We start from the raw sequence: 15,884 nt of genomic DNA, 5'->3' as shown, positions 1-15,884 counted from the left end.
CTTTCCTTCAAAGCGATTGCTGGACAGGCGGCTTGTGGAAACGGCCGCCCTTCATGATGGCGAGGAGGTTGATCTTGTCTTCGAGCAGCGTGACGTCTTCGGTCGGATCGCCGGCGACGAGCAGCAGATCGGCGAACAGACCGGCGCGGATTTCGCCGACCGGCAGATCCATCAACTGGCCGCCCTGGCCGGTCGCGGCCGCCAGCGCCTCGCGCGGAGAAAAGCCGAACAGGCGGACGAACAGGTCGAGATCGCGCGCATTGCGGCCGATCGGATTATAGGGAAAACCATAATCGCCGCCCGGCAACACGCGGATGCCGCGGCGCCGCATCTCCGGTATTACGCTTTGCATAAGCTCGAGGCCCGATATGGCGCCCATCCGTGCCGCCTCGTCCGGGCCGATGCCGAACGCTTCGGCCTCGTGGCAGCGCGCGTAGAGCAGCCCAGGGGCAGGGGCGACGAACAGTGTGTCGCGCCGCGCCTCGAGCACGTCGAGCGCTTCACTGTCGGCATAGGTGCAGTGGAAGATTGCGCGAAAGCCGGCGCGGACCGCGCGCTTGATCGCCTCCGAAGCCTGCGCGTGGCAGGCAAGCCAGATGCCCGCCTCGCGCGCGGCCGCGCCGATCGCGCTCGCTTCCTCCTCGGAATACATCAGCACCTGCGATCCGCCGGGAGCGAAGCCTTCGTCGCTCGACATTAGGAATTTGATCGTGTCGCAGCCGATCGCCTTCATCTCGGCGACATAGGCGCGCAGTCCCGTGATGCTGCGATCATGTGTCGGATCATGCCCGGCCGGCACGCCCATCACGCCTTCGGCGCCCTTTTCGAGCGCCGAGGCACGCAAGCGGGGGCCGGCCAGATGCCCCGCGTCGATCATGTCGCGCAGCGCCGGCTCGAATCGCTCGCCGAGCGACCCGGCCGAATATGCGCTGGTAAAGCCGTGATCGAGCGTGATGCGGGCGTTTTGCGCGGTGACGAGCAGATGCTCCTCGGGCGGCAGCTTCATCGCGTCGATCACGCGCTCGACCGAGCTCGGCCAGGTGAGATGCGCATGCGCCTCGACCATGCCGGGCATCAATGTCGCGCCATGCCCGTCGACAACGGCAAGGCCGGCGCGATCGAGCCGATCGTCGCCCCGGGCCACCGCCGCGATCCGCTCACCGCGGACCGCGATCTCGCCGGGGAAACGCGCGGCACCGGTGCCATCGAAGATCCAAACATTGGTGAAGAGCGTGTCGGTCATTGTCCGCTGTCCGCGGTGAGGCCCGCCGCGCCGATGCCGGCGAGCGCGCAGATCTCGTCTTTGTCGGACGTGTCGCCGCTGACCCCCACCGCGCCGATCAGCGCGCCCGCAGCGTCGCGGATCAGCACGCCGCCCGGGACGGGGGCGATACCGTCGGGCAAGATCGCGGCAAGGGTTGCGAAGAACGCCGGCATCGCTTGCGCTCGCCGCGCCAATTCGCGCCCGCCGACCCCCATGCCAAGGCACCCTGCGGCCTTGGCGGTGGCGATCTCGGGCCGGTTGATCGACGCCCGTTCGTCGCGCAGTAGCGCGAGCGGACGGGCGCCGGGGTCGAGCACCGCGACACAGAGCGGCGCGAACCTCTGCCGCTGCCCTTCCGCCAGCGTGGCGGTGGCGATGCGCAGTGCCTGATTGAGCGTGAGCGACACGATCAAATCGCCAGCGCGCTGACGGCGAACATCTCATGCGTTGCTCGCGCCTGGTCGACCCTGGGCCCCTGGCCGGTCTGACCGAAGCTGATCGCCTTCGATGCCTCGACGATATATTTGCAGCGATCGAACCGGCGCGCGCGATAGGCGGCGAAAGCGGCCTCGGGGGTGGCGTGGCGCGCCAATTCCTCGGCCAGAACGATGCCGTCTTCGATCGCCATGCCGGCCCCCTGCCCGAGATGCGGGGTCGTCGCGTGGATCGCATCGCCGAGGAGGACGATACGTCCCTTGTGCCAGTCACCCTCGACCAGCATCCATTCGAGCGGCTTGTAGACCACCGCGGCATCGTCGATGATCTGCTCCGCCAGCGCAGCGATGCGTGGCGGTTGGCCGGCGAGCTTGCTGCGCATCGCCGCGGCCAGCCCGGCGCGCGGATAGCGCGGGTTCCCCGGCTCGGGTGTCGTGACATACATATACATCATGCGCTCGGAGAGCGGCACAAGCCCGACGCCCACCGCGCCGTCATAAGCGCAGAGCGCGACGACATCGTCGGGCCGCGCGAAATTGTAGCGCCACACGCTCTGGCCGACGAACGCTGGTCTGGGCGCAGGTTCGATGACGGACTCGCGGACCTGCGAGTAAAGCCCGTCCGCGCCGATCACGATATCGTAGCGCCCCTCGCTGCCGTCGGAAAAGCGGACGTGGACATTTGTCCCTTCATCCCGGAGCCCCGTCGCAACAACGCCGAGCCGGATCGCGGCGCCGGCCATCAGCGCGCGGTCGCCCAGCACCTTGTGCAGCGCGGGCCGGGCGATCCCGACATTGGCGGGATAGCCCTCGACCAGCCGCGGCGAAGGGACGGTCGCGACGCGCGCGCCGGTCGGCAGGAATACCTCGACATGATCGAAGCCGAACCCGGCACCGATATAATCCTCGATCAGTCCGAGATCGGCCATCGCGCGGATAACATTCGATTGCTGGATGATGCCGACGCCATAGACCGACCAGTCAGGGTCCTTCTCGATGATGTCGACCGAGAACCCCGCGCGGCGCAAGGCGATCGCCGCTGTGAGGCCGCCGATTCCGCCGCCGATCACCAGAATATTGAGCTGCTGCACGCATCCACCCCAAGGCCAGGTCACCCGATCGATCGGGTCGTTGGCGATGAGGTTAGATCGTCATTTTGTATCTGTAAAAATGACTGTTCTTATAGAAAATCATCAATTCGATGTATGGTCGGCGGCCTGTTTGATCTGTTCGACCAGCCAACGCAGCCCGGCATCGTCGGCGCGCGTGCGGTTATATTGCAGCATTTCGCGCATGACCGGGAAGTCGAACGGCATCTCGACATAAGTGAGCGGAATACGCGCCGCATAGGTACGCGCGAGCCGCTCATGCATCACCGCCAGCCGGTTGGTGCCGATCAGCATCTCGGGCGCGACCGAGAAGGAGGAGACCAGTACCTCGATCCGCCGTTCCTTGCCCAGCGCACGAAGGAAAGTCTCGGCAAATGACGTGGGGCGCAGCCGTCCTATCTCGACCGCAACATGCCCGGCGGACAGAAAATCCTCTTCGGCAAGCGGCGCCCGGACCAGCGGATTTTCGCTCCAGCCGGCGACCACATGGCGTTCTTCGAACAATAATTCGGCTGGATGATCGGGAGAAAGATGCTCGGCTGGCGTGATGATCAGATCGAGGTCGCCCCGATCGAGCGCCGGAAGCAATATCTCGGACGGTTGGATCAGCTCTATGGTGACGCGCGGCGCGACACGCTGCATCTGCGGAATAACACGGGTAAACAGCACCGTCGTCAGATAGTCCGACGTGCCGATCCGGAACCTGCGATGCGAGATCGCGGGATCGAAGCGTGTCGAGACGGCAACCATCTCTTCGACGCCGGTCAAAAGATCGGCGACCATCGCGCGCAGCCGCAGCGCGTGCGCGGTCGGGATCATCTTTTTGCCGTGCGCGGCGAGAATCGGATCGTTGAAATATTCGCGCAGCCGCCGCAACGCCGCGCTCATCGCCGGCTGGCTAAGATGAAGCCGCTCGGCGGCGCGCGAGACGTTACGCTCCTCGATGAGCACGTCGAGCGCCATCAGCAGATTGAGATCGAGTCCCTTGAAACGCATGGCGCATGCTATTCATGCGGTGATTGATATTCAATCAGAACAAATGATTTTTCTTATAATAACTTCCGCCGCAGGATAACTCACGACAAGCGACGGCCGCATCCTACGAGCAGGCCGGCAGGGGAGGAAGTACATGAAATCGTCTCGCATTTTGTCCGCCTCGGTGGCGTTGATCGCGCTTGCCCCGGCGATGCCGGCGTTCGCGCAGGATAGCGCGTCGGCGCCCGCTGCAGGCGACGGGCAGGGGCTTCAGGATATCATTGTCACCGCGCAGCGCCGCGAGGAGAACCTGCAAAAGGCTGCGCTGGCGGTCAGCGCGGTCGCGGGCGATGCGCTGGTCAAGCAAAGCATCACCCAGGCGACCGATCTGACGCGCGTCGTGCCCTCGCTCCAGGTCGCGCCGGCGGCGGCCTTCACGCAAATCTATCTGCGCGGGGTCGGCACTTTTGGTTCGAACGCCTTTGCCGAACAGGGCGTCGCGTTCAATCTCGACGGCGTCTATCTGTCACGCCCCGCAGCACCCGCCGGGCTGTTCTACGATCTCGAGCGGATCGAGGTGTTGAAGGGGCCGCAGGGCACGCTTTACGGGCGCAATGCCTCGGGCGGCGCGCTCAACGTGATCACCGCCAAGCCGCAGCTCGGCGTGCTGGGCGGCAACGCCACCGCGGAATATGGCAATTACAATGCGGTGAAGGCGTCGGGTGCGGTCAATGTACCGATCGGCGACAATGCCGCGTTCCGCTTTTCCGGCCAATATGCCAAGCACGACGGTTATTTCAGCGACGGCTATGACGACGAGGATACCAAGGCGGTTCGCGGCCAGCTCAAATTCGACACCGGGGGCGGCTTCAATGCGCTGCTTTCGATCGATTATGCCGATGTCGGGGGGAAGGGGCCGGGGGGCACGATCATGCCGCTGCTCGACGGTAAGAACCGGCTCGGGTCGAGCGATCCGGCGGTGCTCGCCGCTTATTACGCGCGCATCCCGACCGCGCCGGTCCCGCAGATCACCGCCAAGGGCGACGGCTATCAGAACAATCACTTCTTCGGCGCTTCGGCGACGATCAACGCCAATCTCGGCTTTGCCGAGCTGACGGTCATCCCCGCCTATCGCAAGACCGACCTCGATTTCCTGAGCTATACCTCGGGCTTCAAGATCGCCGACCGCGAGAATTCGGATCAGATGTCGATCGAGACGCGGCTCGCCAACAAGTCCGGGCCGCTCAACTGGGTCGTCGGCGCTTATTATTTCGTCGAGGATGTGCTGGCGCGGCAGCGCTACGATCAGGGCAGCAACGGCACGGTCATCAATTCAAGACTGCACACCCGCAGCGTCGCGGCGTTCGGCCAGCTCACCTATTCGCTGACCGACACTTTCCGATTGACCGGCGGCCTGCGCTACACCAGCGACAACAAGCAGCAGGTGACCGAGGCGCACACGCTGCCGTTCGTCGGCTTCGTGCCTAATGTGTTCCCGCTCGTGCCGATCATCGCCGATATCGTCTCCTATCCGCGCAGCAACGTCGATTTCAACAGGGCGACGTGGAAGGCGGGAGTCGAATATGACGCCGGACCGCATTCGTTGCTCTATGCATCGGTTTCGACCGGCTTCAAATCGGGTATTCTCTATGCGGCGACCGGCGACAATTATTCCCGGCCCGAGCTGATCACCGCTTATACCATCGGGTCGAAGAACCGGTTCCTTGAAAACAAACTTCAGCTGAATATCGAGGCCTTCTATTGGGATTATAAGGATCAGCAAATCTCGCACCTCGCGCCGGCGCAGGTGGCGGCCACACCGGCAGGGCCGATCTATGGCCCGATCTACGTCACCGAAAATGCCGGTGCGGCGACGATTTACGGCGCGGAAGCCGAGCTGTTGTTCCAGCCGACGCACGACGATCTGTTCTCCGCGAACCTTCAATATCTCCACAGCAAATATGATACGCTCAACTATCAATTCTATTCGGTGACCGGGGTCGCCCCAGTGGTCGGCTGTCCTGCGACCGTCACCGCGCTGACCGGCGCGACTCCCGCTGCGAAGATCTACAACGTCAATTGCTCAGGGCGACCCTTGGTCAATGCACCGCGCTGGGCGCTCAATGCCGCCTATGAACATACATTCGACATGGGTAAGAGCGGCAAGATCAGGGTCGGCGCCGATACCCGCGTCGAATCCTCGCGCTATCTGTCGATCGATTTCGTCGAGGTCGGCCGGCAGAAGGGCTATATGATGTCGAACGCGCACATCAGCTATGAAACCGCCTCGGGCGCGTTCAGCCTGACCGGCTTCGTCAGCAATATCGAGGACAAGCTGGTTTTCTCCAACACCAATCAAAGCCCGGCCAAGGCCGGCACCTTCTACAATCAGCTCCGCCCGCCGCGGACTTATGGCATTCGCGCGGGCGTGAAATTCTAAGGCGGGCGGAACGATGATCAGCGCAATCCGTTTTCTGCCGGTCGCGGCATTGCTGCTTGCCGGGGGCGTCGGCCCCTGCGCGGCGCAATCCGCGCGCAGCGCAAGCTTCGTTACTTTGGGGACGATGGGCGGGCCGATTCCCAGCCCGACGCGCCACCAGCCGTCCAATGTGCTCATTGATCACAGCCGGCCCTATCTGGTCGATGCGGGTGATGGCGTCGCCGATCAACTGGCGCGGGCAGGGATATCTTTGCTGGCGGTCGATACCGTCTTCCTGAGCCATCTGCATTTCGACCATACCGGCGGCCTAGCCGGGTTTCTCGGGCTGCGTTATCAGGCGGGGGGCAGCAGCCTCGTCACCATTTACGGGCCGCCGGGCACGAAGCGCATGGTCGACGGGCTGATCGCCTCGATGCAGCCAGCCGCCGAGGCGAGCTATGGCATCCCCGGCCAGCGCAGCGTGGCCCCCGAAACGACGGTGAAGGTGATCGAGCTGGGCGGCGGCGAGACGATCCGGGTCGATGCGATGACGGTGAAGGCGGCGCAGAATACGCATTACAGCTTCGCGCCGGGCAGCGCCGAGGATGTGCGCTACCGATCGCTGTCGTTCCGTTTCGACACCGCAGGTCGCTCGATCGTCTATACCGGCGATACCGGCCCGAGCAGCGCAGTCGAACAGCTCGCGCGCTGTGCGGATCTGCTGGTCAGCGAAATGATCGACGTCGACGCCACCGTCGCCAATGTCCGGCGCAACGCGCCGGACATGCCCGCGGGCGCGCTTGCCGGCATGGTCCAGCATCTCAGCACGCATCACCTGACCCCGGATCAGGTCGGTGAGCTTGCAGCCCGTGCGGGTGTCAAGCGGGTCGTCGTCACGCATTTCGTGGGGACTTCCACGCCCGCGGCGGAGGCGGGTTATCTCGCCGCCATCCATCGCGGGTTCGACGGGCCGGCGACCATCGCCAGCGACCTCGAGCGTTTCTGACGGAGATGGCGGCGATGCGGCGCTATATCATTCTGGAAACCGCGATCAGCGTTGCGATCAATGCCGCGATCAGCGTCGCTTTCGTCTTTCTAGCCTTTGGCGGCGAGGCGCATATCGCCTTGCCCCGGCTGGTGCGCGACGCCGTTCCGCAAAGTTTCATGATCGCGCTGATGAGCACGATCGTGCCAACGCTGTTGACGCGCCGGCGGGTCGCCGCGGGCGCGATCGCGGCGATCGTCCTGCCGCGCGCGCTTTGGCCGCGATCGCTGGCAACACGTGCGATCTGTGTTGCGGTCGTGGCGTCGTTGCTGGGGGCGTCGCTGTGCGCTTTGCTGCTTTGGCTGTACGCTCCCGCCGGACTGAATTTTGCTGGGACGTTGCTGTTCAAAGCGGCCTTTGGTGCGATGTTGGCGGCGATCGTGACGCCAATGATGCTGCGACAAGCGCTCGCGGAAATCCGCTGACGCTCGTCCAGGCACGATTGAAACCCAACGGCGGCATCTTTGACGCTGTCACCGTGCCCATCAGCAAAACTCGCAGCATGGGACCCAATTTGAGTACCGCATCGACATGTATGGGCCGGCGCGGAAATGGGGACCCTCAGGATTTCGCCGTGAATGATCGCTACCTCCCAAGAACCCGGGGATTTTTGGGATCCTGATCGGCGCGGATCAGGACTGTGAATCAGCATTGAAATGGCGCCCCACCAACCCAAGGCTAGATCCTTGGGAATGAACGATGGCGGGTGGCAGCGGCAGTGCGCTCCGCCGATTCCACGGATTTGCCGAGGAGTTCGCAGAGGCGCCGAGCTTGCTCAGCGGAAAGGGTGGTCAGAACCTCCTCCCAGCGCAGCGCTGCAAGCGGCTGGATCGCCTCGAATTTGGCATATCCCGCTTCGGTGAGGTGAAGCACCACCACCCGGCGGTCGATCATGCCGCGATGCCGCTCGACGAGGCCACGGGCGACAAGGCCGTCCACGACCCGGCTGAGCGCGCCCGAAGTAATCTCCATCGACACGGCAAGATCGCTGACCGTTAGCGACCCGGCACCCTCGATGAGATCCAGAACGATCCATTGCGTGAAGTTGAGGTCGGCCGCCCCGAAGCGGGCCTCGACCGTCGACTGCACGATACGGTTCGCCCGGCGGAGCAGGCGACCGAGCGACAATTGTGTGCAGCGTCCGGCCTCGCGAGGCACCACGGTCGCGCCGTGTTGTTCGCCATCGGTTCGCCGAATAACAAGGCGGTTCATCACCAGTCCTTTCCGCATGCTCCCGCCATCGCCCCGGGGAGGGACGTTCGGGCGCAAGCCTCGATCTAAAAATGGCCGGTCCGCGCCTTCCGAAATGGAGAAGAAGAGGCGCGAACCGTGACAGGGCGTTCTTGCGGAAGCTGAGCAAGATAATCGCCGCTGCTTGGACTTGATTAAAAACTCCGGCTGGCGAGGTCCAAGATCATTGCTCTTGGGATCCCAACCTTTTTGGTATCGCCCGCCTCGACCGGATCAGACCCTTCAGGCGGGCAACGGTCGGCTGGCGGTGCGTCGCCACCCCGTCGGCCGTAAGCGTTGCGGCACTGAGTCCAAGGAAAAGCTCGGGCGGCGCGTCGTTGCCAGGGATAAATGCCGCGGCGCGGTTGGGATCGGAACCGAAGCCCGATGTCGCAAGGTTCGCTCCGAGCTGATCGCGCAATGGCTTTTCGACCGGCGTCCGATGCCCATCGTGATGAAGCAGGCCGCCGATATCGTCGCCGGTTCATAATAGCCTCTAGAACCAACCGTGTCGGCGATCGCTGTGAACCGGCCTCGACATTGGACGCCGATCGGCGCAAATAATCCCGCGAACTCAACGAGCGTTAAGGGACAGGGTTGGAATCCGATTCACTGCGTCATTCGAATTCCCGCCGGGCGGCGACAAGGTCATCTGCGAGCGGCCCTGTTTCGATCCGATGCAGGTCGCGCAGGCGCTTGGATCAAGCTGACGGCCGCTCAGGCAGGCGCGAGCAATTTCAACACGCTGTCGATGATGATGCGCAGCTTCTCCGGCGTGATCGGCGTGCGGCGGATGACGACATGCTGCAGCATCAGCCCGATATAGGAATCGAATGCGAAGTGCCGCCGTTCCTCGTCCGCGTCTGGGAACATCTCACGGAACAGCTCCAGGAAATATTCGCGTTCGCCGCGCTCATATTCCTCGCTAATCGCACGCAATTCAGGTGAACGCGCGCTGGCGGAGATCAGGCTGAGGATCGCCGTGCCGCGATCGCCCGAGAGATAGTCGACGGTCGCCTGCGCGTGCATCATCAGCGCATCGAGCGGGGCGATATCGTCGGGGATGACCGGCTCGACCGCGCGCGACATCGCGAACATCGTCGCGCCGACCAGCTCGGCCTTGGATGAGAACCTGCGATAGAGCGACATGCGGGTGCATCCCGCCGCCTCCGCCACCGCCTCGAATGTCAGCCCGGTATAGCCGGCGCGCGCGATCACGTCCCAGGTCGCGGCGTGGATCGCGTCGTCGATCGCGGCAAGGCGCGGGCGACCCCGGCCTCGCGTTGCACCCTCTCTCTCCATCGTCTCCCTTTATCATTCGCAGCCCCGGCCGATCCTCCCGCCCGGGGCCGCGCTGGTCAAATCGAAAGCGTCAGCGGCCGGGGCCGAAGCGCTTGCGGAAGCCGGTCAGCTCGATCGTATAATCGTCCTGACCGTGAAATTGCTCGTCGCTGAGCCTGGGCTTCTCGGCGGCCTTGTACCACGCGGCATATTGCGGCGTGTCCTTGCTCTGCTGCTTGTAATGCGTCGAATAGGTCTGGACGTGGATCCTGGGGGTATCGCCGGCCATCTCGAACTTCATCAGCCGCATCCAGCCGTCGCCGATCCCTTCACCCCGCTGGAGCTTCGCGCCGGCGTCGATCGCGGTCTGGCGACGATCCTGATAGTCGGCGAGCACCTGCCACACCTTGTTGCCCGCGCGATTGTCGTCGACGCGCAGCGCCTGGCCGTGTTCATGCCCGCATAGCACGAGGAAGACCTGATCGTGCTGGCTGATGAGCTTGTCCCACATCATCTGCGGGGTGTTGTCATCGGGATCGACCGCGTGATTGTCGATGATCGGATTGGGCACGCGCTCGCCGTCGTTGGTGAGATAATCGTGGGTCGAGATGATCGTCGGGAGGCCGGGGTGCTCGGCGATCACCTTCGCCGCCCATTCGAGCGAGGCATTGGGCGCGTCGAAACGCAAGCCGATGTGAAGGAAGGTATAGCCGCCGGCGGTGAAGATCTGCGCGCTGTCCGCACCGCCGTCGTGGCTCGCGACATACCAGGGCCTGCCCTTGAACAAGGGCTGATCCGCGCCGAACAGCGAGCGGAAATTGTCGAGCCCGCCGGCGTGGAGCATGCCGAGGCTCGACATGTCCTTGAACACCGGCGCGGCGGGGTGGTTGGCGTCGGTCCACATCGCGTCGTGGTCGTGATTGCCCGGCACGACCGATAGCGGCACCTTGCCGGCGATCAGCTCATAGCCCTTGCGCGCGGTGGGGATTTCCACCGTCGTCACCTTCTGCGTCGGGGCGAACATCGTGTCCATGATCGGATTGGGCACCCATTTGAACCCGCGCGCTTCATGCTCGGGGTCGATATGCTTGGTCTGATGCTGCCACACGTCGCCCAATGCAGTGACGAAGGCGATATCGCCGCCGTTCGACCTGGCGTGATCGGCGATGAACCGCATCTGTTCGAGGAACATCGCGTTCGCATCGAACTTGAAGCCCTCGGCGGTCTGGTGGGTATAATCGATGTAATTCTGCGTGTCGGGGATCGCGGCGATCGTGAAACTGGTTTCCTTCGCCACCGCCGGAGCGGAAAACAAGGCGGTCGCGGCGAGCAGGGCAAGAGTGCGTTTCATGGGATCGGTCTCCGTCAGAAATTGAAGCGCAACGTGGCGCCGTAGGTCGCGGGGTCGCCGAAAAAGGCAACATAGGTGCCGGGCAGCACCGAGCCGTAATTGAAGTAATTGGTGGCATAAGCGGCGTTGGTGACGTTGCGACCCCACACCGAAAGATCCCACAGACGATCCTTCGAACGGATGCCGAGCCGCAGGTTGAGCAGGCCATAGCCGCCGGTCAGCGTCATCGGTGAATCGTCGAGCGAGCCGTAGAAATGCGAGCGCCATGAATATTCGGCCGAGGCATAGCCGATGAGCCGCCCCCCGATATCGTGCTCGTATGACCCGTTCGCGCCGAGCGTCCATTTCGGCGCGCCGGCGATCGGCTTGCCCGAAAGGTCGCAGGTCGGCGCAGCGACGCCGATCGGGCAGGGGCCGTTGCGATACGAGCGATAGGTCGCGTCATTATAGGCGGCATAGCCGTGGAGCGAGAGCCCGGTCACCGGCTGCAAGGTCGCTTCCGCCTCGACGCCCTGCGTCCGCGCCGCGCCGGCGTTGGTGAGGAGCTGGACGACCTGGCCGTTCACCTCCTGCAGCACGTTCGCCTGATAATTGCGGATATCGGTGCGGAACAGGCTGAGGTTGAGCTGGACACGATGCGCGAACAGGTCGCTCTTGATGCCGGCTTCGTAATTGGTTGCGACCTCGGGCTCGACCTTGAGCGCATCGGCACCGAGCCCGCTCGGCGGCAAGGTGGTGTTGAGCCCGCCCGCCTTCTGCCCGCGCGACACCAGCGCATAGAGCATCAGCCCCGGGGTCGGATGATAGTCGCTGCTGATCAGGAACGACGGCGCCGAATTGGAGATTTCGGCGCGGATCGGCCCTGCCGCCTGACCGGCGAGCGCCGCGACCGGCAGACCGGTGACGCTGCTTACCGGCGTCGGGCGATAGACCTGCTCGCGCTTCGTCTCGTGCGTCTGGCGGATGCCGGCGGTGATGTTCCACATCGGGGTGACATGCCAGTTCGCCTGCCCGAACGCCGCGATGCTGTGGGTCAGCGGGTCGGCATAGGTGTTCCACCGCGTCCGGTTATAGGCGAGTAACCCCGCCAGCGCGGGCGAATATTGCGCATAGACCGGCAGCAACGCGTTGGGGATGCCCGAGAGCCACGCCGCCGCATCCTTGCCGTAATTCAAGTGCTGGTTGGTCTCGACATATTGATTGAAATAATAAAAGCCGACCACTGCATCGACCCGCCCGATCCGCGGCAGGGCAAGGCGAAGCTCCTCGGTCCACTGGCGATCCTGAATATGGTAGCCGCCGTACATTACGTCGGCGCTGCTGCCTTCGGTGTCCGAATTGGAATCATATTGCCAGTAACGGAACGCGGTGATCGAGGTCAGCTTGAAGCCGCCGCCCAATTCCCAGTCGATCTGCGCCGATCCGGCACCCTGCCGCGTGCCGGTATCGGTCGGGCCGTCGACCGCGGTGGTGCGGCCGCGCGGATCGACCGCGATCGTCCCGCCGGTCGCGGCGAGCTTGGCCTTGATGAGATTGGGGGTGATCCCCCAGGTCGGGATGATCGAGACGGCGCCGCTGCTCTGCTGCTCGCTGCCATATTCGCCGATCAGGCGGACAGAGAGGTTGCTCGTCGGCTTCCACAGGAATTGCACCCGCGCGCCGGCGCGGCCGAGGTCGCTGGTTTTCCTGCCCGTCGTGATATTGTCGACGATACCGTCGCGCGTTGTGCGATAACCGGTGACGCGCACCGCCAGAGTATCGCTGACCGGCCCGCTCAACGATGCCTGATATTGCTGATAATTGAAATTGCCGTAGCTCGCCTGGCCTTTGAATTCGGTGGTGAAGCTCGGCAATTCGGTGGTGATGTTGACGAGGCCCGCGGTGGTGTTCTTGCCGAACAGCGTGCCCTGCGGCCCGCGCAATACCTCGATCTGCTTGATATCGATCAGGTCGGTCGCAGCCATCCCCGGCCGTCCGAGATAGACGCCGTCGAGGAACACACCGGCGCTATTCTCCAGCCCGTCGCTGCCCGGATTGTTGCCCACGCCGCGGATTGAAATGCTCGTCTGATGCCCGTTGGTGACGACGACATTGGCGCTGGGGACGAGCTGGTTCAAATCCTCCAGCCGGACGTGATCGTTGCGCGCGAGATCGGCGCCGCTGATCGCGGTGATCGCGACCGGCACGTCCTGCAATTTCTCGCTCGTCTTGCGTGCAGTGACGACGACCTGATCGCCGCCGTCCGCCAGCGCCGGATCGGGAGCGAGGGGCGGGGCAGGGGGCGGCGCGGGATCGGCTACTGCCGCCGCGGCGGGCGCGGCGGCGGCGGTGAGCACCAGCGCAAGCGCCGCGCCCCTCTGCCATCGATGACGGACGAACCAAGCCGAGCGTAACGCGCGTTGCGGGATCAAGACTGCCTCCTAAGTGAATAACGAGTCGCGCGTGCCTCGTAATTCTGGCGGGTGACAGTTTGCGGTCGGCTCGATGAAGGATCGGCGTCACGCAGGAACTTATTCGAGATCTAACCAATGCCGCGCGACGCGTTCGAGAAACCGCGCTTGCCGCCGCGACATTCACGTCCGCTCAACTGTCAGGACCGCGGTCAGCAGTGTCATCCTCAAGCGCCTCGTGAACCCGCCCGTCTGGTACTGGCGACCAGTTTTATGCCCGCGAGCGGCTTGGTCTGGGTGTTTGTGGCCTGGCGGCTTACGGGCAGCGGCCAGCCAGAAGCAGACGACTCTTTCGAAAGAGCTAGAGACAGCCTTCCTCATGGTAGGTTCCACGAATAGCCGACACCACACCATTTTGATCCAGCCGCCAAAATACTCGCGCGGCGACCTTGCAGACGAAGCTGCCCTCGTCACGCTTTGCTCCATATTCGCCGGCCGCCTCGAACCACGTAGGTTGAAAGCCCTCCGCCCCGAGCCCATCGATCAGCTTTTGGGCGGAAGTGCCAATGGGAAAACGTCTTCGAATGCGCGCGTCGAACTGAGAAGAAGCGTCGTTCCAACCGCCGGGTAAGTCCTTGGTAAGAGACGACGGAGGTCGCGCCGTGGTCCAGTAAAGCGCGGCAGCAAGCCCGAGGACAATGCCGCTCGCAAAGACGCCGACTCCTAGGGCAAATGGTCTAATTTTGCGCACGCCTACACATCGCTCAATGCGAGCAGAGCAATCCCACCGAAAACCGCGACAAGGATCACAACTGCCAGCAATGGCCCGATAATTGTACGAGTGAGTTTCGCATATTGCCTCATCCCGCGAACTTGAACGAACGGCTGGTTCGGGGCAAGCCAATCGATTTCACGAATGGCCGTCATTGGGGCGACAACGGCCGGGCAGCTTACCCGACAGGCGTCTGGCCGCTTTCTTGAGCCGTTGACCGCTGAGCCGCCTTTCTGAAATCGTGCAGCCACCCAGGTCCGGTCACGAATATCCGGCGGCTTTACGATGGCCGCGCAATGGCGAAAGCTCTGCCTTGACGCGAATGTCATCGAGCACCCGCGACACGTTGAGCCTTATCGCCAGCCGCGCCAGCGGCTCCCAGTAGAGCGCCGGATCGATCCGCAGGCGATGGGCGGCAGCGACAACAAGCCGCGTGCGCCGGCCGGCAAGCGCGATTAGCGAGAAGCGCGTCTCTCCTGTGGTGAAGTAGCCGTTCACATGCGGCGCATGGACGTGGCGATAGGGGCTCATCTCTTCCATCGCGGGCGGTTGATGAAGGACCCTGAAAGCAAGCCGATGATCCGGCTGCCATTCGACCACCTGCTCGCGCGCGGTGCCCGTCGAGAAGTCGCCCAGCCGGATTGCGCCAACACCGGTGCCGAGCAGGCGACCACGGACGGGATAGGCAAGGCCGGTAACGCCGACCAGGCCGGGACCGCCCGTGATGGGAGCAGCGTCGATCAAGGCGGCCCACACCGCGGACGGCGGCGCGGCGATGTCGATCGCGGCGTGGGTTTCGATCGGCACCGAGGGCGGCATCGCACCCTCCAGCGCAAAAAGTCCGGGAAGAAGAGCAAGGCCCAACAGCGGCCTGTTGCCGGACTGGCCGGCTCTGGCGGCCGCTCGCCCTATCGCGCCGCCAAGGAGCGCGGCGAGCACGCCGAGCGGCGAGGCCATCAGGATGCAGACCAGCCCCTCAAGCGCGAACAGGATGAGCGACGCGGTTCCCAGCACAGCCGCGGCCAGCACGATCATTGCAGTTGAACCCGCGCTCAGTTCATGCCGCCGATTGGCAAGATAGCCAGTCGTGACCCCGACCAGAAGCGGGGTCATCACGAACAGGCTCCAGCCATAGGCGCCGAAGCTCAGCGCCGAAACCAGCACGGCCAGCACGATGATCGCGACGCCCGCGACGAGGCCCTGGATGATATGGGCGATCGCGAAGCCGGATTTGGGATCAGGCTGGACTTCGTTGCGCGGCAGCAAGGCGAGGATGGCCGCCGCGACAATCTGCACGCCGGGCACGATCGTCAGCGCCGCGAAGACATATCCGACGCGGGACCATTGAGCCCGGCGAAACGAGAGAACGGCCAACGTTCCGGTAACAGTCAGGCCGAGCGCGAAGGCGATTGCTGCCTGCGTCGCCGACAGTGTGCGCACGAGTGCGAGGCGACGGAGCGGCAAGAACCAGAAGCTTGCGTCATTTGCCAGCGGCCAGCCCGCAATGTGAAATATCAACATCACTGAAAGGGGTTGCGCCAGCAGGAGCAATGACGCCGCGAGCGCGTAGCGGAGCGGGCCGGTCTCGCCGGCGAAGGCTTTGAAGGGTGCCAT

Annotated in this window: 14 protein-coding genes; 4 read left to right on the top strand and 10 right to left on the bottom strand. The window is 63.9% G+C overall.

Annotated features, from left to right (window positions below; translation table 11 throughout):
* Positions 1-7 precede the first annotated feature (7 nt).
* The 4 genes from NED98_RS00070 to NED98_RS00055 all read right to left on the bottom strand — a co-directional run bounded on the left by NED98_RS00070 (position 8) and on the right by NED98_RS00055 (position 3,803).
* Positions 8-1,243, bottom strand: a complete 1,236-nt coding sequence (locus NED98_RS00070) for an amidohydrolase family protein (RefSeq protein ID WP_265311345.1) — start codon at positions 1,241-1,243, stop codon at positions 8-10.
* A complete protein-coding gene (locus NED98_RS00065; protein ID WP_265311344.1) occupies positions 1,240-1,671 on the bottom strand; it encodes a GlcG/HbpS family heme-binding protein in 432 nt (143 codons plus the stop codon). Before NED98_RS00065 ends, NED98_RS00070 begins: the two co-directional genes overlap by 4 nt.
* Before the next feature lie 2 nt (positions 1,672-1,673).
* Positions 1,674-2,789: an FAD-dependent oxidoreductase gene (locus tag NED98_RS00060; RefSeq protein WP_265311343.1), complete on the bottom strand. Its 1,116-nt coding sequence runs from the start codon at positions 2,787-2,789 to the stop codon at positions 1,674-1,676.
* A gap of 102 nt (positions 2,790-2,891) precedes the next feature.
* Positions 2,892-3,803 carry a LysR family transcriptional regulator gene (locus NED98_RS00055; protein WP_265311342.1) on the bottom strand — a complete coding sequence of 304 codons (912 nt, stop codon included), beginning with the start codon at positions 3,801-3,803 and terminating at the stop codon, positions 2,892-2,894.
* A 133-nt stretch (positions 3,804-3,936) separates the two neighbouring features.
* On the opposite strand from NED98_RS00055, the gene NED98_RS00050 reads away from it, so the two are divergent.
* From NED98_RS00050 to NED98_RS00040, 3 genes are read left to right on the top strand one after another with little or no spacing between them, the layout of a single operon-like run.
* Positions 3,937-6,222 (top strand): TonB-dependent receptor, encoded by a 2,286-nt coding sequence (locus tag NED98_RS00050; RefSeq protein WP_265311341.1) that lies wholly within the window; start codon positions 3,937-3,939, stop codon positions 6,220-6,222.
* Positions 6,223-6,235: 13 nt separating this feature from the next.
* Positions 6,236-7,207 carry an MBL fold metallo-hydrolase gene (locus tag NED98_RS00045; protein ID WP_265311340.1) on the top strand — a complete coding sequence of 324 codons (972 nt, stop codon included), beginning with the start codon at positions 6,236-6,238 and terminating at the stop codon, positions 7,205-7,207.
* A 14-nt stretch (positions 7,208-7,221) separates the two neighbouring features.
* Entirely contained in the window at positions 7,222-7,671 is a 450-nt protein-coding gene (locus NED98_RS00040) for a hypothetical protein (RefSeq protein WP_265311339.1), read from the top strand.
* A 253-nt stretch (positions 7,672-7,924) separates the two neighbouring features.
* Here the strand turns inward: NED98_RS00040 and NED98_RS00035 are convergent, their stop codons facing one another.
* Entirely contained in the window at positions 7,925-8,458 is a 534-nt protein-coding gene (locus NED98_RS00035; RefSeq protein ID WP_265311338.1) for a MarR family winged helix-turn-helix transcriptional regulator, read from the bottom strand.
* A gap of 286 nt (positions 8,459-8,744) precedes the next feature.
* Here NED98_RS00035 and NED98_RS00030 point away from each other — a divergent pair, with 286 nt between their 5' ends.
* Positions 8,745-8,966 carry a hypothetical protein gene (locus tag NED98_RS00030; protein ID WP_265311337.1) on the top strand — a complete coding sequence of 74 codons (222 nt, stop codon included), beginning with the start codon at positions 8,745-8,747 and terminating at the stop codon, positions 8,964-8,966.
* Between the two features lie 227 nt (positions 8,967-9,193).
* Here the strand turns inward: NED98_RS00030 and NED98_RS00025 are convergent, their stop codons facing one another.
* The 5 genes from NED98_RS00025 to NED98_RS00005 all read right to left on the bottom strand — a co-directional run.
* A complete protein-coding gene (locus NED98_RS00025) occupies positions 9,194-9,778 on the bottom strand; it encodes a TetR/AcrR family transcriptional regulator (RefSeq protein WP_265311336.1) in 585 nt (194 codons plus the stop codon).
* Positions 9,779-9,848: 70 nt separating this feature from the next.
* Positions 9,849-11,108 (bottom strand): metallophosphoesterase, encoded by a 1,260-nt coding sequence (locus NED98_RS00020; protein ID WP_265311335.1) that lies wholly within the window; start codon positions 11,106-11,108, stop codon positions 9,849-9,851.
* A gap of 14 nt (positions 11,109-11,122) precedes the next feature.
* Positions 11,123-13,519 carry a TonB-dependent receptor gene (locus NED98_RS00015; protein ID WP_265311334.1) on the bottom strand — a complete coding sequence of 799 codons (2,397 nt, stop codon included), beginning with the start codon at positions 13,517-13,519 and terminating at the stop codon, positions 11,123-11,125.
* 340 nt (positions 13,520-13,859) lie between these two features.
* Complete coding sequence (locus NED98_RS00010) at positions 13,860-14,249, bottom strand: hypothetical protein (protein WP_265311333.1); 390 nt, start codon at positions 14,247-14,249, stop codon at positions 13,860-13,862.
* 282 nt (positions 14,250-14,531) lie between these two features.
* The coding region (locus tag NED98_RS00005) for an SRPBCC family protein (protein WP_265311332.1) at positions 14,532-15,884 on the bottom strand (1,353 nt) is incomplete at its 5' end.

The organism is Sphingomonas lycopersici (assembly GCF_026130605.1).
GTDB classification, from domain to species: domain Bacteria; phylum Pseudomonadota; class Alphaproteobacteria; order Sphingomonadales; family Sphingomonadaceae; genus Sphingomonas; species Sphingomonas lycopersici.
This window is presented reverse-complemented; position numbering and strand designations above follow the sequence as displayed.

Bases quoted from the DNA above. Each gene is read 5' to 3' on its own strand.
- NED98_RS00070 (WP_265311345.1), bottom strand. From the start codon at position 1,243: ATGACCGACACGCTCTTCACCAATGTTTGGATCTTCGATGGCACCGGT.
- NED98_RS00025 (WP_265311336.1), bottom strand. From the start codon at position 9,778: ATGGAGAGAGAGGGTGCAACGCGAGGCCGGGGTCGCCCGCGCCTTGCC.
- NED98_RS00040 (WP_265311339.1), top strand. From the start codon at position 7,222: ATGCGGCGCTATATCATTCTGGAAACCGCGATCAGCGTTGCGATCAAT.
- NED98_RS00050 (WP_265311341.1), top strand. From the start codon at position 3,937: ATGAAATCGTCTCGCATTTTGTCCGCCTCGGTGGCGTTGATCGCGCTT.
- NED98_RS00020 (WP_265311335.1), bottom strand. From the start codon at position 11,108: ATGAAACGCACTCTTGCCCTGCTCGCCGCGACCGCCTTGTTTTCCGCT.
- NED98_RS00035 (WP_265311338.1), bottom strand. From the start codon at position 8,458: ATGAACCGCCTTGTTATTCGGCGAACCGATGGCGAACAACACGGCGCG.
- NED98_RS00045 (WP_265311340.1), top strand. From the start codon at position 6,236: ATGATCAGCGCAATCCGTTTTCTGCCGGTCGCGGCATTGCTGCTTGCC.
- NED98_RS00055 (WP_265311342.1), bottom strand. From the start codon at position 3,803: ATGCGTTTCAAGGGACTCGATCTCAATCTGCTGATGGCGCTCGACGTG.